This is a genomic window from Pseudomonas japonica, from assembly GCF_900188455.1.
Taxonomy (GTDB): Bacteria; Pseudomonadota; Gammaproteobacteria; order Pseudomonadales; family Pseudomonadaceae; genus Aquipseudomonas; species Aquipseudomonas japonica.
Genome location: NZ_FZOL01000005.1, coordinates 235,363 through 257,489, shown reverse-complemented (window position 1 = coordinate 257,489; position 22,127 = coordinate 235,363). Strand labels below are relative to the sequence as shown.

Here is a 22,127-nt window from a genome sequence, read left to right as displayed (position 1 = left end):
CGCCCGGCATCATCTTCATGCGCCCGTGCCACCCACGGTGATCGCATCGATCTTCAGGGTCGGCTGACCCACACCCACCGGTACCGACTGTCCATCCTTGCCGCAGGTCCCGACGCCACTGTCCAGGGCCAGGTCGCTGCCGACCATCGACACCCGACTCATGGCTTCGGGGCCGTTGCCGATCAGGGTCGCGCCCTTGACCGGAGCGGTGATCTTGCCGTCCTCGATGAGATAGGCCTCGCTGGTGGAGAAGACGAACTTGCCACTGGTGATATCCACCTGGCCGCCGCCGAGGTTGGCGCAATACAGGCCACGTTTGACCGAGGCGATAATCTCCGCCGGATCGCTCTCGCCGGCGCGCATGTAGGTGTTGGTCATGCGCGGCATCGGCAGGTGCGCATAAGACTCGCGACGCCCGTTGCCGGTGACCGCCATGCCCATCAGGCGCGCATTGAGCTTGTCCTGCATGTAGCCGACCAGCTTGCCGTTCTCGATCAGGGTGGTGCATTCGGTCGGCGTGCCTTCGTCGTCGACGCTCAGCGAACCGCGGCGCCCTTCCAGGGTGCCGTCATCGACGATGGTGCACAGGCTCGACGCGACCATTTCACCCAAGCGTCCGCTGTAGGCCGAGCTGCCCTTGCGGTTGAAGTCGCCTTCCAGGCCATGACCGACCGCTTCGTGCAGCAGCACGCCGGACCACCCCGAGCCGAGGACCACCGGCAGCGTCCCCGCGGGCGCCGGAACGGCTTCGAGGTTGACCAAAGCCTGGCGCAGCGCCTCACGGGCAAAGCCCATCACGCGATCTTCGGTGAAATAGCGGTAGTCGGTACGCCCGCCACCGCCATGGCCGCCACGCTCGCGACGGCCGTTCTGCTCGACGATCACGCTGACATTGAAACGCACCAGCGGGCGGATATCCGCGGCCAGACTACCGTCGGCAGCGGCAATAAGAATGCGCTCCCAGACCCCGGCCATGCTCACGCTGACCTGCTGGATGCGCGGATCGAGCGCACGGGTGGCGACATCGACACGCTTGAGCAGGTCGACCTTTTCCGCACGGCTCATGACGTCCAGCGGGTTGCCCGGCGCATACAGCGCGGTGACCGCCTGGCTGCGGAAGGCCTGCACCGTGCCATTCTGCCCGGCCCGGGAAATCGAACGGGCGGCGCGGGCGGCGGAGGTCAGGGCTTCGAGGTTGATCGCGTTGCTGTAGGCGAAGCCGGTCTTCTCGCCGGACTGGGCGCGTACGCCCACACCCTGGTCGAGGTTGAAGCTGCCTTCCTTGACGATGCCGTCTTCCAGCGCCCAGGACTCCGAGATCTGGCCCTGGAAATACAGGTCGGCCGCGTCGATGCCCGGACCGGCCAGCTCACCCAGCACGCTCTGCAAGCTGTCGAGGCTCAGGTCGCCGGGAGCCAGCAGTTGCTCGCTGACGCTTGTTAACAACTCGCTCATAGTCACTCCGAGAGGTGCGCGGGCCGCAAGGCGTCCCGCGAAAAAAAGCGCCGGTGCAAGGTCACCGGCATCCGCGCCCGAATGGACGCTTGTTCGGCGCTGTCGCGCGTGGCCAGCAGCACAGCTTCGCCGCGGGCCTGTTGGGCGAGGATCCGTCCCCAGGGATCGACGATCGCCGCATGACCGTGGGTTTCCCGCGGTCCCGGATGTACGCCGCCCTGGGCGGCGGCCAGCACATAACACTGGGTCTCGATGGCCCGCGCGCGGATCAGCACGTCCCAGTGCGCCGCACCGGTGACCGCGGTGAACGCGGCCGGCGCGCTGATCAGCTCGGCCCCGGCCTCGCGCAAAGCGCTGTACAACTCCGGAAAACGCAGGTCGTAGCACACGCTCAGGCCCAGCTTGCCCACCGGGGTATCGGCGACCACCACCCGCGCACCGTGGGCATAGTCATCGGACTCGCGATAGCGACCGCGGTTATCGGCGACATCCACGTCGAACAGGTGCAATTTGTCGTAGCGGGCGACCAGCTCGCCGTGCTCGTCCACCAGCAGGGAGCAGGCATGGGCTTTGGCCTCGGGCCGGTCGACAGGCGGCAGCGGCAGGGTGCCCGCCACGATCCATAAGTTGAGGTCACGGGCGGCCTGTTTCAACCATGGCAGGATCGGACCTTCACCGCGCGCTTCGGCCAGGCCGATGGCGGCGCTGTCGCGACGGCCCATGGCGGCGAAGTTTTCCGGCAGCACCGCAAGCCGCGCGCCCTGCTCGGCAGCCTGCTCGAGCAGAGCCCGAGCCCGGGCCAGGTTGCCCGCGATATCGTCCTGACTGATCATCTGAATGACGGCGCTGGTCATATCCATGCTCTACCTGGACTTCTCGAAAGGTTTGATAAAGGTGATTTTAGGCTCTTTCACCGGGCCTTCGACCCGATAGTTGACGCTGGCATAGCGCGCGACCTTGTCGCCGAGCAGCCGATCGACGAGAAACAGCGCCCCGCCAATGGCCGGGGCGCCGACGATCAGCGCGGCCAGCGGCAGATTGTTGGTCACCGGCAGCGCGACCATCAGGTTGGCGTCGATGCGATCCCGGACCATGTCCAGGGTGCCATCCAGCTCGAAATTGCTCGACGGGCCGGTCATGGCGATCGGACTGCGGGTCACGTAGACGCCGTCGCTGGCCACCAGCAGGCCTTTTACCCGGTCATAGCTCAGCCCCTTGTCGAACAGGTCGGAGAAGTCCAGGCGCAGGCGCCGGCCGATCGAGTTGAAATTGAGCAGACCGAACACCCGCAGGGCCTGGGCACCGCCTTCCACTTCGACGAACTGGCCGCTGCGCAAGGTGGCATCCATGGTTCCGGAGAAACGCTTGAGGCTGATCCAGGCCGGCGACCCCTGCCAGCGGCCATCGACATCCATGTGGAATTCTCGACTGGTGACAGACGGCGCGAAGTTCCATGCCTTGAGGACGTCCGCCAGGTTCTTGCCTTCAAGACGCCCTTTGAACCAACTCCCGCTGGCACCTGGCGCGCCCTCCCAGCCGGCGGCGCCATCGATCATCAAACCGTTGAGATCGAGGTCGAGATCGTTGAGGGCGATACCTCGCGCGGTGGGACGCACTTTCAGCGACCAGCTCCCCAGTAGGTCGTCGCCGCGGAAAAGCTTGGCGATGCTCAGGTCCAGCGCCGGAATGTTGCGTGGATCCACCGAGGCCAGCGGGTCGGGGGCATCGGGCGAAGCTTCCTCGCTCGGGTCGGCGGCGGGCAGGTGCAGGGTCTGCAGGTTTATTGCGATGGGCGCGGCCTTGGCATCGGGGATCCGCGCATTGCCGATGACTTCCTGGCTGTCCAGACGCAGGCCCCAGTTGTCGCTGTTGCGATCCAGGCGCACTACCGCCTGGTTCAGCTCGAAGCTGTAGGCTTTCAACTTGCCGATGCTCAGGTCGATGTCTCGCAGGATCTGCCGCGCGCTGCCGCCGGGATCGTTGCCGGCATAGCCGCTGGCCTTGTCCTGCCAGCCCTCCACATCGACTTCGGCCAGCTTGCCCTTGACCCGCAGCCCCTGGATCGGCGGCAGCAGTGCGTTGCCGCCCCCGAGCACCAGCTCACCGCGGAGTTGCTCGGTCTTGCCCGGCTGCGCGGCAATGGCCAGACTGGCCAGGTCGGCATAGGTTGCATCGATCCGCCGCTCGGCGCCCTGCAGGTCCATGCGGAACTGGCTGGCACGGGTATCGTTGGCGGCTTTGCCGAAGGGCGCCGGCAGATCGATGCTCAGGCCCTTCAGATTGGAGTCGACGCTGAGCTGGTTGGTGCTGCCCAGCGAAACCTGCAACTGATAAGGCAACTCGCCCGAGACCGGCAGCGGCTGGTTGAACTGCAACCAGTCGGTCAGGGATTTCAGGGCGATCTGCCCCTTGGCGGCGATCCGGGTCTGCAACTGACCAGGTTTGCCTTCGGCGAAGATCTCCGCGCTGACCGGCTTGCCGAACGCCGTGAGCGCGATGTTCCTGCCGCTCAGGCCCTTGTCCAGGTCGAAGCGGAAATCGCCCTTGAGCTGACTCAGTTCAAGCAGCGGTTCGCTGAGTTTCAAGCGTGCGTCCTGCGTCTGGAAGTCCACCACCACCTTGGGCGTCTGGCCATGGGCCAGCGGAATGTCCAGTTTCAGCGAACCATCCAGATCGCCCTCGCCCTCCCAGCCGGCGAAAGTGGCAGCGGTGCCGATCGGTGCTTGCTGGAGAATCTTCAGGCCATCGCCGAGGGTGCCATCGAAGGCGCCGTCGACATACAGATGGCTGTGCTCCCCCGCCGCAACATGAGGAATGTCCACCAACACATCGCTGACGCGGGTGTTGAGCATCTGTCCGCGACTGGCCTTGACCCGCACGCCGTGGTCGTCGATGAATACATCGCCGTCGACCTTGCTCAGTTGCGGCCATCCCGGCTGGAAGTCCAGGACGGCGTCCTCGACCTTGAAGAACAGGCTGATGCTGCGGGCATGATCCGGTGCCCCATGATTCAGCGAGCCCTGATACTGGAAATAGCCCTCGTCGACCTTGCCCTTGAGGATCGCAGTGCGCAGCCAGTGGGCTACATCGGGGCTGAGCACTTCCGGCAGGTACTTGCCGGTGTAGCGGCCATCGCCTTCGACCAGACCGACCCGCAGGTCCATGTAGTCCTCGCTGCCTTCGGCGAACAGCAGGCGGATGAGAAAGTCGCCGGCGATCTTGCCTTCTTCGCCCAACACCTTGAGATAGGGGGCGATCAGGGTGAAGCCATCCTTGTCCAGCTTCCAGGTCAGCTGTGCATTGGCTTTCAGGTAATGCCAGGGATCGGCGAAGATCGGCACCAGATGCAGCATGAATTTATCGGTATCAAGGCGCAGCTCGCCGTGACCAAGGTCGCCGCTGATGCTGCCGCTGACATTTCCCGCCGCCGGCGCGCCATGGTAGGCATCGAAGCCGACCCGGTCGAGGTTGGCGGCGAAGCTGAACATGCGATCGCCTTCGACCTGCGGGCGGATATCCAGCAGCACGTTGCGCAGACCGCCGGTCACCTTCAGTCCATCGACCACCGCCATGCCCTGCTTCGGCAGCGGACCGAGGGCCTGGATCAGCGGCGTCAATGGCGTCAGATCCAGCCGGTCGGCCTGGATATGCCACAGCTCGCCATCCGTCTCATCGTTGCTCTGGCGAATCTGCACACGGGATTCCCAGCGGGTGTCGCCAAGGCTCAGCGCCAGGGAATCGAGGGTGATCTCCATGCCCTGCTCGCTGCGCCGCAGCCAGGCATTCAACGCCAGGTTTTCCAGACTGACCGGTTTGCGCTCGGCGTAGCCGGCGCGCAGTTTCGGCGCGTTCAGGCGCAATGTCGCGCTTTGCAACCTGCCCTCGCGCCAATCGATCCAGACTTCGCCGCCGGCCCGCGCTTCCGGCAACTGCCATTGGCCCAACAGACGCGCCGGCAGCCACTTGGACCAATCGCTCTGCGGCAGGCTGAGATAACCTTCGAGCTGGCCATCGCGCCACTGCGCCGGGCGAATCCGGCTCTTCAGACTGATCGCCATCGGCTGGCCATCGGGCAGGGTCAGGCGGGCATCGAGGCGCTGACGCACGCTGCCGGTCTGCAGACTCAGGCCTACGTAGGTCAGCGTCAATGGCTCGTGATCGAAGGGTTCCAGGGTGATCTGGCTATCGAGAATGGAGACTTTCGCCACTACCTGCATGCGTTGCAGCAATTGCTCGACATCCAGTGGCTGGTCGTCCGTTACCGGCAGCCCCTTGAGCGTCCAGCGACCGTCTTCGGATTCGTGCAGATTGAACTGAAGACCACCCAACTCGACCCGGGCCAGACGCACATCGCGATGGGTCAGGGAGGCCCACAGATCGGGCACCACCTTGACCGCGTCCAGACGCAGCGCCGAACTGCCCTCGCCAAGCTGCACGTCGCGCACCACCAGAATCGGCGCCAGGCCACTCCAGCGACCCTCCAGCGCACCAATATGCAGCGGCATGCCGAGTGCGGCCTCGGCCTTGTCCTGGACTTCAGCGCGGTATTCGGCGACCAGCGGAATCAGTTCACGACCGAGGCTGACGTACAGCGCCACCAGCACCGCCAGGAGCGCGCAGGCACCCAGCCCCCAGCGGGTCAATGCAGCCAGAACGCGGATCAGACGCTCCATAGTGGCCCCCCGAGTCGTTCTGTAACTATGGCCCGACGTGCCGGGTTTGCCAGCACCAGGGAGGCGGTCGAGGGTTCAGGACGAATCAGAGCAGCACCACGTCATATTGTTCCTGGGAATACATGGACTCCACCTGGAAACGAATGGTTCGCCCGATGAAGGCTTCAAGTTCGGCGACGTTGCCCGATTCCTCGTCCAGCAGGCGGTCCACGACCTTTTGATTGGCGAGCACTCTATACCCTTCGGCCTGATACGCCCGTGCCTCGCGAAGGATTTCCCTGAAAATCTCGTAGCAGACTGTTTCCGGGGTCTTCAGCTTGCCGCGCCCCTGGCAACTGATGCACGGCTCGCAGAGCACCTGCTCGAGGCTTTCCCGGGTACGCTTGCGGGTCATCTGCACCAGGCCCAGTTCGGTCAGGCCGATGATGTTGGTCTTGGCATGGTCGCGTTCGAGCTGCTTCTCCAGCGTGCGCAGGACCTGGCGCTGGTGCTCTTCGTCTTCCATGTCGATGAAGTCGATGATGATGATCCCGCCGATGTTGCGCAGGCGCAGCTGGCGGGCAATGGCGGTGGCAGCTTCGAGGTTGGTCTTGAAGATGGTCTCTTCGAGATTGCGATGGCCGACGAACGCCCCGGTGTTGACGTCGATGGTGGTCATGGCCTCGGCCGGGTCCACCACCAGGTAACCGCCGGACTTGAGCGGCACCTTGCGTTCGAGGGCACGCTGGATCTCGTCCTCGACGCCGTACAGGTCGAAGATCGGCCGCTCGCCCGGATAATGTTCCAGGCGATCGGCGATTTCCGGCATCAGTTCGGCGACGAACTGTGTGGTTTTCTGGAAGGTTTCCCGCGAGTCGATGCGGATCTTCTCGATCTTCGGGTTGACCAGGTCGCGCAGGGTACGCAGGGCCAGGCCCAGGTCCTCGTAGATCTCGGTGGGCGCACCGACGGTCTTGATCTGCACGCCGATCTGGTCCCAGAGGCGGCGCAGGTAGCGGATGTCCATGAGGATCTCGTCGGCCCCGGCGCCTTCGGCGGCGGTGCGCAGGATGAAACCACCGGAATCCTGGATGTTCTCCTGGGCCACGCACTCGCTGACCACCTGCTTCAGGCGTTCGCGCTCGGCTTCGTCCTCGATCTTCAGGGAAATGCCGACATGCTTGGTGCGCGGCATGTACACCAGGTAGCGCGACGGAATCGACAGCTGCGTGGTCAGGCGCGCGCCCTTGGAGCCGATCGGGTCCTTGGTCACCTGCACCACCAGGCTCTGGCCTTCGTGGACCAGCGCACTGATGCTCTCCACGGTAGTGCCTTCGCGCAGGGAGATTTCCGAAGCATGGATGAAGGCGGCCCGCTCCAGACCGATATCGACGAACGCCGCCTGCATGCCCGGCAGCACCCGTACCACCTTGCCCTTGTAGATATTGCCGACGATGCCACGGCGCTGGGTGCGCTCGACATGGACCTCCTGAAGGACGCCGTTTTCCACCACCGCCACGCGGGATTCCATCGGGGTGATGTTGATCAGAATCTCTTCACTCATGGCAGGCTCTCGTCAAAGGATCTTCAGGTAATCATGGATTGCCCGGCGCTGGCTGGCGAGCAATAAACGGTGGTCAGGACATCCTCACACTACGCCCGGCACGCCCTGCCAGCAGGGAATGCCGAAACGGGCCAGCAGTTCGGCGGTCTCCGCGACGGGCAGGCCGACCACGCCGGAATAGCTGCCCTGCAGGCCCTGCACGAATACCGCGCCGAGGCCCTGGATGGCATAGGCGCCGGCCTTGTCGCACGGCTCGCCGCTGGCCCAGTAGGTCTGTGCCCGGGATTCGCTGATGGGGTTGAAGGATACGCGGCTGGTGATGCACAGGCTTTCCGTGTGCTGGCCATCGGTGACGGCGACAGCGGTCAGCACTTCGTGCTCGCGACCGGACAGCGCGGCCAGCATGGCCAGGGCATCGTCGCGATCGACCGGCTTGCCGAGAATTCGCCCATCGAGAACGACGGCGGTATCGGCCCCCAGCACGGCCAGAGGCTCGCGGGTGCCGCTGGCCGTGAGCAGGGCCAGGCCGGCGGCGGCCTTGCCCCGGGCCAGGCGCTCGACATAGGCGCCGGCCTGTTCGCCGGGCAGCGGAGTTTCATCGATGGAAGCGCTGACGACCGTGAAGGGAATGCCGATCTGGGTCAGCAGTTCACGGCGGCGCGGCGAACCGGAGGCCAGGTACAGCGGGGTCATCTTGACGTCTCCCTGTCAGCGTCGAAACGCAGTGTTTCAGTAGATGCTCAGGCGGCTGCGCAGACCGCGCAGACCGAAACTGATCCATGGCCAGAGCAAGGCGCTGGTCACCGCGGGCCAGATCAGCGCCAGGGTCGGCTGGCGGTTGCCGGTCAGCGCACTGAGCCAGAGCTGCACCAGTTGCGCGACCCCGAACACCACGAGGATGGTCAGGCTCTGCTGCCACATCGGGAACATGCGCAGACGTTGCTGCAGGCTGAGCACGAGGAAGGTGATCAGGGTCAGCACCAGAGCGTTCTGCCCCAGTAACGTGCCGTAGAGCACATCCTCGCAAAGGCCGAGGAGGAACGCGGTGGTCATGCCGATCTTGTGCGGCAGGTTGAGGGTCCAGAAGGCCAGCAGCAGGGCCAGCCACAACGGACGGAAGATATCCATGAACGGCGGCATCGGCCAGACGCTCAGGAGCAGGCCGATCAGGAAGGTCAACCAGACCACCCAGCCGTTCTTGCCTTGGGTACTGACCATCAATGTCTCTCCCGGGATGGGGTCGTTGCCGCGCCGTGGCTGGTCGCCGCGGCGGCAGGCGCTGCTGACGCCGGTGGAGCGACCGGGACGGTGGCGGCGGGTGCGCCAGGTACGGCGGGAGCCGGGGCGGTTGCCGGGAGCGGATGCGCTGGGTCACTGGCCGGGAGGGTCTGCACCGGATGATCCGCTTCCTGCGCCTTGACCGCATCGCTGGCGCGCTCTTCCGGGGTACGGCTGTCGGAGAACACCAGCAGCAGGTAGCGGCTGCGGTTCAGCGCCGCCGTCGGCACCGCGCGAACGATGGCGAATGGCTGGCCGGAATCGTGGATCACTTCCTTGACCGTGGCCACCGGATAACCGGCCGGGAAGCGCTGACCGAGGCCGGAACTGACCAGCAGGTCGCCTTCCTTGATATCGGCGGTGTCGGCGACATGGCGCAGTTCCAGACGTTCCGGGTTGCCGGTACCGCTGGCGATGGCGCGCAGGCCGTTGCGGTTGACCTGCACCGGGATGCTGTGGGTGGTGTCGGTCAGCAGCAGTACCCGCGAGGTGTACGGCATCAACTCGACCACCTGGCCCATCAGGCCGCGGGCGTCGAGCACCGGCTGGCCCAGGACCACGCCATCACGTTCGCCCTTGTTGATCAGGATGCGATGGGTGAACGGGTTCGGATCCATGCCGATCAGCTCGGCGACCTCGACCTTCTCGTTGACCAGCGCCGAGGAGTTGAGCAACTCGCGCAGGCGCACGTTCTGCTCGGTCAGCGCCGCCAGCTTCTGCAGGCGGCCTTGCAGGAGCAGGGCTTCGGTCTTGAGTTTCTCGTTCTCGGCGATCAGCTCGGTGCGGCTGCCAAACTGGCTGGCCACGCCTTGCCACAGACGCAGCGGCAGATCGGTGACGGTGTAGGACTGCATCAGCACCAGGGACATCTGGTCACGCACGGGCTTGAGCACGGTGAAACGGGCATCGACCACCATCAGGGCGATCGACAGCACAACCAGCACGAGCAGGCGCACGCCCAGCGACGGGCCTTTGGCGAAAAGCGGTTTAATGGGCCGCTCCTCGTGGTCGACGGTTCAGCAGGTCATTCATACGGCAACGCACCGGCCTGGCTTGCGGATTGGGTGGAATCGACGTCCAGACGGACGTCAGCCCGGGTTCGGAGAGCACTGCGCAGGCTAGCCGAAAACCGGGCGACGGGGAGGCGATCCGGCGAATCACTCGCTGGAAAGCAGGTCCATGGTGTGCTTGTCCATCATTTCCAGGGCGCGACCGCCGCCACGGGCGACACAGGTCAGCGGATCCTCGGCGACGATCACCGGCAGGCCGGTTTCCTGGGCCAGCAGCTTGTCCAGGTCGCGCAGCAGGGCGCCACCACCGGTCAGCACCAGGCCACGCTCGGCGATGTCCGAAGCCAGTTCCGGAGGCGACTGCTCCAGAGCGCTCTTGACCGCCTGGACGATGGTCGCCAGGGATTCCTGCAGGGCTTCCAGCACTTCGTTGGAGTTCAGGGTGAAGGCACGTGGCACGCCTTCGGCCAGGTTGCGGCCGCGGACGTCGACTTCGCGCACTTCGCCGCCCGGATAGGCGGTACCGATTTCCTGCTTGATGCGCTCGGCGGTGGATTCGCCGATCAGGCTGCCGTAGTTGCGGCGCACGTAGGTGACGATGGCTTCGTCGAAGCGGTCGCCGCCAACCCGGACGGATTCGGCGTAGACCACGCCGTTCAGGGAGATCAGTGCGATTTCGGTGGTACCGCCGCCGATATCGACGACCATCGAACCACGGGCTTCCTCGACCGGCAGGCCGGCACCGATGGCCGCGGCCATCGGTTCTTCGATCAGGAACACTTCACGGGCACCGGCGCCCAGGGCCGACTCACGGATGGCACGGCGCTCGACCTGGGTCGACTTGCACGGCACGCAGATCAGCACGCGCGGGCTTGGCTGCAGGAAGCTGTTCTCGTGCACCTTGTTGATGAAGTACTGCAGCATCTTTTCGCAGACGCTGAAGTCGGCGATCACGCCGTCCTTCATCGGACGAATGGCAGCGATGTTGCCCGGAGTACGACCGAGCATGCGCTTGGCTTCGGTACCGACCGCGACGACACTTTTCTGGTTGCCGTGGGTACGAATGGCCACGACGGAGGGCTCATTCAGGACGATACCGCGCTCACGCACGTAAATAAGGGTGTTGGCAGTGCCCAGGTCGATGGAGAGATCGCTGGAAAACATGCCACGCAGTTTCTTGAACATGGGAAAGGGACCCTGGCAACGCGTGGGTAAAAAAGTGCGGCAAACTCTAACAATGGCGGGGATTTTGGGCAAGGCGCCAATATGTTAAATTGGCGGTTTTTCCGAGCAGGCCAGCACACGATCGGGCCTTATGACCACGTGTATACCGGCATGTTCCTTACCTCGGACAATTCCGTTTTTTCCCCAGGAGATCCCCATGGCGCTTGAACGCTGCGACGTGGAAAAGATCGCTCACCTGGCCCGTCTGGGCCTGAACGAAGCCGATCTGCCACGCACTACCGATGCCCTGAACAGTATTCTGGGACTGGTCGACCAGATGCAGGCCGTCGACACCACTGGCATCGAGCCTCTGGCCCACCCTCTGGAAGCCAGTCAGCGCCTGCGCGCCGACGTTGTAACAGAAAGCAACCATCGCGACAGCTACCAGGCCATCGCCCCGGCGACGGACAGCGGCCTGTACCTCGTTCCAAAAGTCATCGAGTAAGGGAATAGCGCCCGCCATGCATCAACTTACCCTGGCCGAGATCGCCCGCGGACTCGCCGACAAATCGTTTTCCTCCGAAGAGCTGACCCGTGCCCTGCTGGCGCGTATCCACCAGCTCGACCCGCAGATCAACAGCTTCATCAGCGTCACCGACGACCTGGCCATCAGCCAGGCGCAGGCCGCCGACGCCCGCCGTGCCGCCGGCGAGAGCGGCGCCCTGCTCGGCGCGCCGATCGCCCACAAGGACCTGTTCTGCACCCAGGGCATCCGCACCAGCTGCGGCTCGAAGATGCTCGACTCGTTCAAGGCGCCATACGACGCCACCGTGGTCGCCAAGCTGGCCGAGGCCGGCACCGTGACCCTGGGCAAGACCAACATGGACGAGTTCGCCATGGGTTCGGCCAACGAATCCAGCCACTACGGCGCGGTGAAGAACCCGTGGAGCCTGGAGCACGTACCGGGCGGTTCGTCCGGCGGTTCCGCCGCCGCGGTCGCCGCACGCCTGTTGCCGGCCGCCACCGCGACCGACACCGGTGGTTCGATCCGCCAACCCGCCGCGCTGACCAGCCTGACCGGCCTGAAACCGACGTACGGTCGTGTTTCGCGCTGGGGCATGATCGCCTATGCCTCCAGCCTCGACCAGGGCGGCCCGCTGGCCCGCACCGCCGAGGACTGCGCCCTGCTCCTGCAAGGCATGGCCGGCTTCGATCCGAAGGACTCCACCAGCATCGACGAACCGGTGCCGGACTACAGCGCCAGCCTGAACACCTCACTGCTGGGCCTGCGCATCGGCCTGCCGAAGGAATACTTCGGTGCCGGCCTCGACCCGCGCATCGCCGACCTGGTCCAGGCCAGCGTCAAGGAGCTGGAAAAGCTCGGCGCGGTGATCAAGGAAATCAGCCTGCCCAACGTCCAGCACGCCATCCCGGCGTACTACGTGATCGCCCCGGCCGAAGCCTCCTCGAACCTGTCGCGTTTCGACGGCGTGCGCTTCGGCTACCGCTGCGAGAACCCGAAGGACCTGACCGACCTGTACAAGCGCTCCCGCGGCGAAGGCTTCGGCAGCGAGGTGCAGCGGCGCATCATGGTCGGGACCTACGCCCTGTCGGCCGGCTACTACGATGCCTACTACCTGAAGGCGCAGAAGATCCGCCGCCTGATCAAGAACGACTTCATGACCGCCTTCGAAGGCGTCGACGTGATCCTCGGTCCGACCACGCCGAACCTGGCCTGGAAGATCGGCGAGAAGAACGCCGACCCGGTCGCGGCCTACCTGGAAGACGTCTACACCATCACCGCCAACCTCGCCGGCCTGCCAGGCCTGTCGATGCCGGCCGGCTTCGTCGACGGCCTGCCGGTCGGCGTGCAACTGCTGGCCCCGTATTTCCAGGAAGGCCGCCTGCTCAACGTCGCGCACCAGTATCAGCAAGTGACTGACTGGCACACCCGCGCACCCAACGGCTTCTGAGGGACAGACACATGCAATGGGAAGTTGTCATCGGGCTGGAGATCCATACCCAGCTCGCCACCCAGTCGAAGATTTTCTCCGGCAGCGCCACCACCTTCGGCTCCGAGCCGAACACCCAGGCCAGCCTGATCGACCTGGGCATGCCCGGCGTGCTGCCGGTGCTGAACCAGGAAGCGGTGCGCATGGCCTGCATGTTCGGTCTGGCGATCGACGCCGAGATCGGCCAGCACAACGTGTTCGCGCGCAAGAACTACTTCTACCCGGACCTGCCCAAGGGCTACCAGATCAGCCAGATGGAACTGCCGATCGTCGGCAAGGGCCATCTGGACATCGCCCTTGAGGACGGCACCGTCAAGCGCATCGGCATCACCCGCGCGCACCTGGAAGAAGACGCCGGCAAGAGCCTGCACGAAGACTTCAGCGGCTCCACCGGCATCGACCTGAACCGTGCCGGCACGCCGCTGCTGGAAATCGTTTCCGAGCCGGAAATGCGCAGCGCCAAGGACGCCGTGGCCTACGTCAAGCTGGTGCGCTACCTGGGCATCTGCGACGGCAACATGGCCGAAGGCTCGCTGCGTTGCGACTGCAACGTCTCGATCCGACCAAAAGGCCAGGTCGAGTTCGGCACCCGCTGCGAGATCAAGAACGTCAACTCGTTCCGCTTCATCGAACGCGCGATCAACAGCGAAGTGCAGCGCCAGATCGATCTGATCGAGGACGGCGGCAAGGTCATCCAGGAAACCCGCCTGTACGACCCGAACAAGGACGAGACCCGCTCCATGCGCAGCAAGGAGGAAGCCAACGACTACCGTTACTTCCCCGATCCGGACCTGCTGCCGGTGGTGATCGAGTCGGCGTACCTGGAAGACCTGCACACCACCCTGCCGGAACTGCCGCCGCAGAAGGTCGAGCGCTTCCAGAGCCAGTACGGCCTGTCGGCCTACGACGCCAACGTGCTGGCTTCCAGCCGTGAACAGGCGGAGTACTTCGAGAAGGTCGCGGCCATCGGTGGCGATGCCAAGCTGGCGGCCAACTGGGTCATGGTCGAGCTGGGCAGCCTGCTCAACAAGCTGGGTGTCGAGATCGACCAGGCGCCGGTCAGCGCTGAACAACTGGGCGGCATGCTCCTGCGCATTCGCGACAACACCATCAGCGGCAAGATCGCCAAGACCGTGTTCGAAGCGATGGCTGCCGGTGAAGGCGATGCCGACCAGATCATCGAGGCCCGCGGCCTGAAACAGGTCACCGATACCGGTGCGATCGAGAAGGTGCTGGACGAGATGCTCGCGGCCAACGCCGAGCAGGTCGAACAGTACCGCGCCGCCGATGAAGCCAAGCGCGGCAAGATGTTCGGCTTCTTCGTCGGCCAGGCGATGAAAGCGTCGAAGGGCAAGGCGAACCCGCAACAGGTGAACCAACTGCTCAAGAGCAAGCTCGAAGGGTAACCACGTTGCCCCCATCGCTGGCAAGCCAGCTCCCACAGGGACCGCGCCGCTCTTCCGGACAGCGGTGAACCTGTGGGAGCTGGCTTGCCAGCGATCAGCCTCACCACGGAGCACCAGACATAAATGTGGCGTCCTTTAAGCGCCCTCGCGCTGTTCACCCTCCTCGCCGGCTGTGCCAGCCACGACATCGACCCGCGCGGCTACGATGAAACCGGCACCGCCTCCTATTACGGCGCGCGCCATCACGGCAAACGCACCGCCAGTGGCGAAGCCTTCAACCAGCATGGCCTGACCGCCGCCCACCGCAGCCTGCCATTCGGCACCAAGGTACTGGTCACAAACCTGAAGAACGACCGTAGCGTAGTGGTACGCATCAACGATCGTGGCCCGCATACCCGCGGTCGCCTGATCGACCTGTCACGCGCCGCCGCGCAACGCCTGGACATGATCCGTAGCGGAACCGCGCGAGTCCGGGTACAAAGCCTGAGCGACTGATTTCGTTTTCGGAGCACGACCATTTTCAACCTGGCCGCATTACCCACCTTCAGCCTCCTGCAACTGTGCAGCGGCCTGATCCTGCTGATCCTCGGCGCCGAGCTGCTGGTGCGCGCGGCACTGCGCATCGCCGCCAGCCTGCATGTGCGGCCGCTGATCATCGGCCTGAGCCTGGTGGCCTTCGGCAGCAGCGCGCCGCAACTGACCGTCAGCCTGCAGGCCGCCTATACCGGGGCCCCGGACGTGGCGGTAGGCAGCGTGATCGGCAGCAATATCTTCAATGTGCTCGTCACTCTCGGCCTGGCCGCACTGATCATCCCGCTGCGGGTGTCACGCCAGTTGGTGCGCCTGGATATCCCGCTGATGATCGGCGCCAGCCTCGCGGTCTACCTGCTGGCCCTCAACGAAGTGCTCGGACGCTGGGAAGGCGCCCTGCTCCTGGCCGGGCTGCTGGCCTACCTGGCCATGCTCTGGCATCAGTCGCGGCATTACGCCCGCACCTACCCGGCGCCGAATCCGCGGGTCGATCGTGGTGTCGGCTTCTGGTTCGCCAGCCTGCTGCTGATGGCCCTGGGTCTGGGCCTGCTCAGTCTCGCCGGGCACCTGCTGCTGGAGGCCGCGGTGGAAGTGGCGACGGACCTGGGCCTGTCCGAACGGGTGATCGGCCTGACCGTGGTCGCCGTGTGCACCTCGCTGCCGGAACTGGCCACCTCGCTGATCGCCGCCATCCGCGGCGAACGGGAGATCGCCGTGGGCAACGTGATCGGCAGCAACCTGTTCAACCTGCTGGCCGTGCTCGGCCTGACCGCGGTGCTGACTCCGGAACCGCTGTCCATCTCGCCCAATGCCCTGGATTTCGACCTGCCGGTGATGCTCGGCGTCGCCGTGCTGACCCTGCCGGTGTTCTATTCCGGTTACCGGGTGACCCGCGCCGAGGGCCTGGTCTTCCTCTGCCTGTATCTGGTCTACGGCCTGCACGTGGTGGCCTTCACCACCGGCATGCCGCTGGCCAACCGCCTGGAGCAACTGATGTTGTTCTATGTCCTGCCAGTGCTGGGATTACTACTCGGCTATACGACTCTCCGCGCCTGGCGTCGTCAACACTAAGGAAAACAAGATGGGCGATACGAAGAAAACCGGCGAGCAGGTTCGCCGTCAGGTCATGGGCGACGCGTTCGTCGACCGCGCGCTGGGCAATGCCACCGAGTTCAGCGCACCGCTGCAGGAATTCGTCAACGAACATGCCTGGGGCAGCGTCTGGAGCCGCGAAGGCCTGCCGCTGAAGACCCGCAGCCTGATCACCCTCGCCGCCCTGACCGCGCTCAAGTGCCCGCAGGAACTCAAAGGCCACGTGCGCGGCGCATTGAACAATGGCTGTACGGTGGAAGAGATTCGTGAAGCCCTGCTGCATTGCGCAGTCTATGCGGGCGCGCCGGCGGCGATCGATGCGTTCCGCGCGGCCCAGGAAGTGATCGACGCCTGGCAACAGGGCTGATCGATCACCTCCCGACCGGGGTCGTCAGGCGCTGGCCTTGCGACCCTTGGTGAGTTTGAAGACCACCCACAACACTGCCAGCCAGACCGGGATCAGTTCGACGGAAATGCGGATGCCCTCGGTCTGCCACATGATGACCAGAATGAAGGCGAGAAACGCCAGGCACAGGTAGTTGGTCAGCGGATAGCCCAGGCTCTTGTAGAAGGTTTCCTGGCCCGCGGCCGCCTTGGCCTTGCGGAATTTCAGGTGGGTGATGCTGATGATCCCCCAGTTGATCACGAGCGACGACACCACCAACGCCATCAGCAGGCCGAAGGCCTCGCGCGGCATGAAGTAGTTGATGACCACGCACAGGCCGGTGGCCAGCGCGGAAATGCCCAGTGCCACCAGCGGCACGCCCTTGGCATTGACCTTGAGCAGCTTCTTCGGCGCATCACCCTGGGTCGCCAGACCGAACAGCATGCGGCTGTTGCAGTACACGCAGCTGTTATAGACCGACAGCGCGGCGGTCAAAACCACCAGGTTGAGCACTGTGGCGACGACGTTGGAGTCCAGGTCGTGGAAGATCATCACGAACGGGCTGCCGCCATCGACCACTTTCTGCCACGGGTACAGCGCCAGCAGCACGGCCAGGGCACCGACATAGAACAGCAGGATGCGGTAGATCACCTGGTTGGTCGCACGCGGGATGCTGTGGCGCGGGTTGTCCGCTTCCGCGGCGGTGATGCCGACCAGTTCCAGGCCGCCGAAGGAGAACATGATCACCGCCATGGCCATCATCAGCCCGGTGACACCGTTGGGGAAGAAGCCGCCGTGCTGCCACAGGTTGGCGACGCTGGCGTCCGGGCCACCGTTGCCGCTGAGCAGCAGGTAACCACCAAAGCCGATCATGCCGAGGATCGCCACGACCTTGATCAGGGCGAACCAGAACTCCATCTCGCCGTAGACCTTCACCTGGCTGACGTTCATCAGGTTGATGATGACGAAGAAGATCGCCGCCGTGGCCCAGGTCGGGAATTCCGGCCACCAGTACTGCACGTAGATGCCCACAGCGGTCAGTTCGGCCATGCCCACGAGGACATACAGCACCCAGTAGTTCCAGCCCGACATGAAGCCGGCGAACGGCCCCCAGTAACTGTGGGCGAAATGGCTGAATGTCCCGGAAACCGGCTCTTCCACCACCATTTCGCCGAGCTGGCGCATGATGAAGAAGGCGATCACGCCGGCGATGGCGTAGCCCAGCAATACCGACGGGCCGGCCATCTGGATGGTCTGGGCGATGCCCAGGAACAGACCGGTACCGATGGCCCCGCCCAGGGCGATCAGCTGGATATGGCGATTTTTCAGGCCGCGATGCAAACGCTCGGGCGTGATCTGGTCTTGCATGAAGTGTCCTCAGACGTGAGACGCAGTGTTTGTATTATTTGTCCGCAGCATCTAGATCCATCCTCCCCACTGCAAGAGGAAGATTCCGATGTTGGTTGTCAGAGCCGCCGCCAAAGTCGTGATGACAATGATCGACGCCGCCAATTCGTGATTGCCATTGGCCGCGCGGGCCATGACATAACTGGCCGCCGCCGTGGGGCTGCCAATATAAAGGAACAGGATGCCCAGCTCCGCCCCGCGAAAGCCGCATAGCCAGGCGCCGAAGGTGAAGACCAGGGGCAACCAGACCATCTTCACCAGGCTCGAGCTCAGCGCCAGGCGTCCGCTGGCCCGCAACGAGGCCAGCGACAGCGTGCCGCCGATGCACATCAGCGCCAGCGGCAAGGTCATCTGCGCGACATAGTCGGCGGACGTCAGCAGCCAGTTGGGCAGTGCCACCTTGGCGTAGGCCAGCGGTGTCGCCAGCAGCACGCTGAGGATCAGCGGGTTGCGCAGGATACTCTTGAAGATGCTCCACGGGTCGGACTTCAGCGTCGGGCTGTACACCGCGAGGATCACCGACGACAGCGAGTTGTACAGCAGGATCACCAGCCCGGCGAGGATCGCCCCGAGGGAAATACCGTAGTCACCGTACATGCTGGCCGCCAGGGCCAGCCCCACCACCCCGTTGTTGCCACGGAACGCGCCCTGGGTGTAGATGCCGCGATCTTCGCGGGGACAGCGCCATATGGCAATCAGCCAGGCCAAGCCAAAACTGCCGAAGGTGGCGGCGATGAAGTACAAGAGCAGCGCCGGCTTGACCGCGGCGTCGAGATCGGCGTGGTAGATGCCGAGGAACAGCAGCGCCGGCATGCACACGTTGAACACCAGCGACGAGGCGGTCTGGATGAAGTTGTCGTTGATCGCATCGATGCGGCGCAGCAGCACGCCCATGAACAGCATCGCGAAGACCGGTGCAGTGATGTTCAGTGTCTGGATGAAGAGGGCGAGCATGCGGGGAAGGAGTCCGTGACCTGTCGTTAGGCGGCTAATGATACGCCAGTGCAAGCTTCAGGGACGGGGGATTCCGGATGAATTGCGCGATTTGTTGGTCTTTTGGGACTGCTGCGCAGTCCTTCGCGGCGGTTCGGCGCTCCGACAAGCTCGCTCCCACCAAAGCAGAATACCTTGCCCTTGTGGGAGCGAGCTTGCTCGCGAAGGCCCCGAAAGGGGCCCAGAGAATCAGCGCCGAACGGGGCGCTTCTGCAGCTTGCGCTGCAGGGTCCGCCGGTGCATGCCCAGCGCCCGCGCCGTGGCGGAGATATTGCCCTCGTGCTCGGTCAGCACGCGCTGGATGTGCTCCCACTGCAGGCGGTCCACCGACATCGGGTTCTCCGGCACCAGGGTATCCAGATCGGCGTGCTCGGAGGCCAGCGCCGCCAGCACGTCATCGGCATCCGCCGGCTTGCACAGGTAGTTGCAGGCGCCGCGCTTGATCGCCTCGACCGCGGTGGCGATGCTGGAGTAACCGGTGAGGATCACCACCTTCATCTCCGGGTCCAGCTCCAGCAGCTTGGGCAGCAGCACCAGGCCCGAGTCGCCCTCCATCTTCAGGTCCAGCGTGGCGTAGTCCGGCACGTCCTGCTGGGCCAGGGCCAGGCCCTCTTCCGCGGAACTCGCGGTGCTCACGCGAAAACCGCGGCGGCTCATGGCGCGGGCCATCACCCGGGTAAAGGTCGAATCGTCGTCGACCAGCAGCAGGTGCGGCAGTTCTTCACCTTCAACCTGGATTTCATCAGTCATCACACGTCTCCTCGCGCATCACGGGGCAAGCGCAGCTCGGTGAGCGTGCCGCCTTCTTCGTGACTATAGAGTTTTACCGAGCCACCAGCGCGCGTGACGCTGGCCTTGCTCAGGAACAGGCCGAGGCCGAAGCCCTTGCCCTTGGTGGTAAAGAAAGGTTTGCCGATCTGTTCGGCGATGGCCACCGGCACGCCCGGGCCGTGGTCGCGAATGCTGATGACGATATCCGACGCATCCCAGTCGAGGCGCACTTCCAGGCCCTCGGGGCAGGCATCGGCGGCATTGTTCAGCAGGTTCAGCAAGGCCTGGGTCAGGTCCGGCGGCGGTGCCAGGTGCGGGATCAGACCCTGGCCGAGGCGCTGGAAACGGTAGCTGGCTTCGGGACGCATCAGGTGCCAGCGGTTCAGCGATTCGTCCAGCCAGAAGGTCACCGGCTGCTCTTCCACCACCATGCGCCGGTTGGCTTCGGCGGCGCGCACCAGTTGCTGCAGGGTGTGCTTGCACTGCTTGACCTGCTCCTGGAGCACCGCCAGGTCGTCCTGCAACAGCGGGTCGGTATGGTCCTGGCGCATCTCGTTGATCAGCACGCTCATGGTCGCCAGCGGCGTGCCCAGTTCGTGCGCGGCACCGGCGGCCTGGGTGGCCACGGCCAGCAACTGCTGGTCGCGCAGGCCTTCCTCGCGGCGCTGGGCCTGGAATTGCTCCTGACGACGCAGTTCCTCGGCCATCTTCGCGGCGAAGAAGGTGATCACCGCCGCGGCCAGGGCGAAGCTCAGCCACATGCCGTAGATCTGCATCTTTTCCCGGGCCATGGGGAAGGTGTCGAGCGGATAGAACTGCACCAGCAACAGGGTGTAGGCCACCAGCGCGATGCCGGACAGGATCAGTGAATAGACCCAGGGCAAGGTCACCGCGGCGATCGCCAGCGGCACCAGGTAATAGGACACGAAGGGGTTGGTCGAACCGCCGGAGAAGTACAGCAGGGCACTGTGGATCAACAGATCGCAAGCCAGTTGCACCGCGTATTCCAGCTCGGTGACCGGCAGCGAGGCGCGCAGCCGCAGGGCGGTGACCAGGCACAGGACCATGGAGAAACCGAGGGTGATGCTCAGTGCCAGCCAGGGTAGCGGCAGCAGTTCGGTCCAGTAGGCGACACCGACCGAACCGGCCTGGGCGGCCAGCACCAGGGTGCGGATAAACGTCAGGCGCCAGAGGTTCTGGCGAGTGGCAGACAACATTTGCATTTTGACCGGGGCGAGCATGAGCTCTCCTGATGAGTGCTCCAGGTAAACCCCGGCGAGTATACGCCAAGCGGCCTCCCGGGCTGCAGCGATGCGGCAACTCGCCACACCACCGAGGGTGAAATGATGGCTATGTGGAACCTTGGTGCTACTTTCAAGGTCGGATAGGGTCTGCGTGGCACAGGATCGTATCGGCCACGCCCATTTTTCAAGGAGTCGCACATGCATACCCCACGCCGTAGCGCCAAAGCCCTGCTGGCCGCCAGTATCCTGGTCAGCCTTCCCGTGCTGGCGGACGAGCCGCGCTACAACCAGATCTCCCTGCGCGCCGAAGCCAGCAAGGAAGTCGCTCGCGACCTGATGGTCGTGACCCTGTACAGCGAAGCGCAGAACAGCGACCCGGCCAAGCTGGCCAACGAAATCACCACCACGCTGAACAAGGCCCTGGAGCAGGCGCGCCAGGTCAAGGGCGTGAAGATCAGCCAGGGCAGCCGCAACGCCTACCCGATCTATGACGACAAGGGTCAGAAGATCACCGGCTGGCGCGAGCGCGCCGAAGTGCGTCTGGAAAGCGCCGATTTCCCGGCCCTGTCCAAGCTGACCGGCGAACTGCTGCAGCAGCTGAAGATGGGTGGCATGGACTTCGCCATCGCCCCGGCCACGCGCAAGGCCAGCGAGGACGCCCTGCTCAAGGACGCCGTCGACGCCTTCAAGGCTCGCGCGCAGATCGCCACCGAGGCGCTGGGTGGCAAGGGCTACAAGGTGGTCAGCCTGAATCTGAACAGCAGTGGCTATCCGCAGCCTTATGCACGGGCACCGATGATGATGAAGGCGAGCATGGACGCCGAGGGCGCGGCCGCGCCGCAGGTCGAGGCGGGCACCAGCGAGGTGAGCGTCAACGCCGATGGCACCATCGAAGTGCAGATGCCCTGATGAACCCCGGGCCGGTGCGTGCCGGCCCTTTTCTGCTGCCCTTGAGGGCTTCATCGCGGGCAACGCCCGCTCCCACAGGGTTTCGCGACGTCCGCGATCCTTGCGGGAGCGGGCGTTGCCCGCGATGAAGCCCTCAAATGTTTCAAAAAACCTCCGCGCAAACGTTCAACCTGCGCAAAATTACAGGAAAGCGACATCCTTTTACGTCACCTTCACTTTTCCCGCCACCAGCTATCCTCAGGCATTGCATCGGG

At 64.5% G+C, this 22,127-nt stretch carries 19 protein-coding genes; 7 read left to right on the top strand and 12 right to left on the bottom strand.

Annotated elements, in window-relative coordinates; genetic code table 11:
• Positions 1-15 precede the first annotated feature (15 nt).
• From tldD to mreB, 8 genes are all read right to left on the bottom strand, one after another.
• Positions 16-1,455, bottom strand: a complete 1,440-nt coding sequence (gene tldD, locus CHB99_RS08940; protein ID WP_042120763.1) for a metalloprotease TldD — start codon at positions 1,453-1,455, stop codon at positions 16-18.
• A gap of 2 nt (positions 1,456-1,457) precedes the next feature.
• Complete coding sequence (locus CHB99_RS08935) at positions 1,458-2,309, bottom strand: carbon-nitrogen hydrolase family protein (RefSeq protein ID WP_042120764.1); 852 nt, start codon at positions 2,307-2,309, stop codon at positions 1,458-1,460.
• A 9-nt stretch (positions 2,310-2,318) separates the two neighbouring features.
• Positions 2,319-6,128, bottom strand: coding sequence for a YhdP family protein (locus CHB99_RS08930; RefSeq protein WP_042120765.1), 3,810 nt, complete (start codon positions 6,126-6,128; stop codon positions 2,319-2,321).
• 85 nt (positions 6,129-6,213) lie between these two features.
• Positions 6,214-7,671, bottom strand: coding sequence for a ribonuclease G (gene rng, locus CHB99_RS08925; protein WP_042120766.1), 1,458 nt, complete (start codon positions 7,669-7,671; stop codon positions 6,214-6,216).
• An 84-nt stretch (positions 7,672-7,755) separates the two neighbouring features.
• Positions 7,756-8,364, bottom strand: coding sequence for a Maf family protein (locus CHB99_RS08920; protein WP_042120767.1), 609 nt, complete (start codon positions 8,362-8,364; stop codon positions 7,756-7,758).
• Positions 8,365-8,400: 36 nt separating this feature from the next.
• Positions 8,401-8,889, bottom strand: coding sequence for a rod shape-determining protein MreD (mreD, locus tag CHB99_RS08915; protein WP_042120768.1), 489 nt, complete (start codon positions 8,887-8,889; stop codon positions 8,401-8,403).
• Positions 8,889-9,941: a rod shape-determining protein MreC gene (mreC, locus tag CHB99_RS08910; RefSeq protein ID WP_084702445.1), complete on the bottom strand. Its 1,053-nt coding sequence runs from the start codon at positions 9,939-9,941 to the stop codon at positions 8,889-8,891. Before mreC ends, mreD begins: the two co-directional genes overlap by 1 nt.
• 165 nt (positions 9,942-10,106) lie before the next feature.
• A complete protein-coding gene (gene mreB / locus CHB99_RS08905; RefSeq protein ID WP_008371426.1) occupies positions 10,107-11,144 on the bottom strand; it encodes a rod shape-determining protein MreB in 1,038 nt (345 codons plus the stop codon).
• Positions 11,145-11,340: 196 nt separating this feature from the next.
• Here mreB and gatC point away from each other — a divergent pair, with 196 nt between their 5' ends.
• The 6 genes from gatC (at position 11,341) to CHB99_RS08875 (ending at position 16,531) form a co-directional block, all read left to right on the top strand.
• A complete protein-coding gene (gatC, locus tag CHB99_RS08900; protein WP_042120770.1) occupies positions 11,341-11,628 on the top strand; it encodes an Asp-tRNA(Asn)/Glu-tRNA(Gln) amidotransferase subunit GatC in 288 nt (95 codons plus the stop codon).
• Between the two features lie 16 nt (positions 11,629-11,644).
• On the top strand, positions 11,645-13,096 hold the full coding sequence (gatA, locus tag CHB99_RS08895) for an Asp-tRNA(Asn)/Glu-tRNA(Gln) amidotransferase subunit GatA (protein ID WP_042120771.1): 1,452 nt from the start codon (positions 11,645-11,647) through the stop codon (positions 13,094-13,096).
• Between the two features lie 11 nt (positions 13,097-13,107).
• A complete protein-coding gene (gatB, locus tag CHB99_RS08890) occupies positions 13,108-14,541 on the top strand; it encodes an Asp-tRNA(Asn)/Glu-tRNA(Gln) amidotransferase subunit GatB (protein ID WP_089266482.1) in 1,434 nt (477 codons plus the stop codon).
• Positions 14,542-14,664: 123 nt separating this feature from the next.
• Positions 14,665-15,036: a septal ring lytic transglycosylase RlpA family protein gene (locus tag CHB99_RS08885; RefSeq protein ID WP_042120774.1), complete on the top strand. Its 372-nt coding sequence runs from the start codon at positions 14,665-14,667 to the stop codon at positions 15,034-15,036.
• Positions 15,037-15,099: 63 nt separating this feature from the next.
• Entirely contained in the window at positions 15,100-16,143 is a 1,044-nt protein-coding gene (locus CHB99_RS08880; protein WP_084702447.1) for a calcium/sodium antiporter, read from the top strand.
• A 10-nt stretch (positions 16,144-16,153) separates the two neighbouring features.
• Positions 16,154-16,531, top strand: a complete 378-nt coding sequence (locus CHB99_RS08875) for a carboxymuconolactone decarboxylase family protein (RefSeq protein ID WP_042120777.1) — start codon at positions 16,154-16,156, stop codon at positions 16,529-16,531.
• 24 nt (positions 16,532-16,555) lie between these two features.
• Here CHB99_RS08875 and CHB99_RS08870 read toward each other — a convergent pair whose 3' ends face one another.
• From CHB99_RS08870 to CHB99_RS08855, 4 genes are all read right to left on the bottom strand, one after another.
• Entirely contained in the window at positions 16,556-17,917 is a 1,362-nt protein-coding gene (locus CHB99_RS08870) for an amino acid permease (protein WP_042120778.1), read from the bottom strand.
• Positions 17,918-17,968: 51 nt separating this feature from the next.
• Positions 17,969-18,910: an AEC family transporter gene (locus CHB99_RS08865; RefSeq protein WP_042120779.1), complete on the bottom strand. Its 942-nt coding sequence runs from the start codon at positions 18,908-18,910 to the stop codon at positions 17,969-17,971.
• Between the two features lie 228 nt (positions 18,911-19,138).
• Positions 19,139-19,699 (bottom strand): response regulator transcription factor, encoded by a 561-nt coding sequence (locus CHB99_RS08860; RefSeq protein ID WP_042120780.1) that lies wholly within the window; start codon positions 19,697-19,699, stop codon positions 19,139-19,141.
• Positions 19,699-20,961, bottom strand: a complete 1,263-nt coding sequence (locus CHB99_RS08855; protein WP_042120781.1) for an ATP-binding protein — start codon at positions 20,959-20,961, stop codon at positions 19,699-19,701. Before CHB99_RS08855 ends, CHB99_RS08860 begins: the two co-directional genes overlap by 1 nt.
• 201 nt (positions 20,962-21,162) lie before the next feature.
• On the opposite strand from CHB99_RS08855, the gene CHB99_RS08850 reads away from it, so the two are divergent.
• Positions 21,163-21,873 carry an SIMPL domain-containing protein gene (locus CHB99_RS08850; protein ID WP_042120782.1) on the top strand — a complete coding sequence of 237 codons (711 nt, stop codon included), beginning with the start codon at positions 21,163-21,165 and terminating at the stop codon, positions 21,871-21,873.
• Positions 21,874-22,127 lie beyond the last annotated feature (254 nt).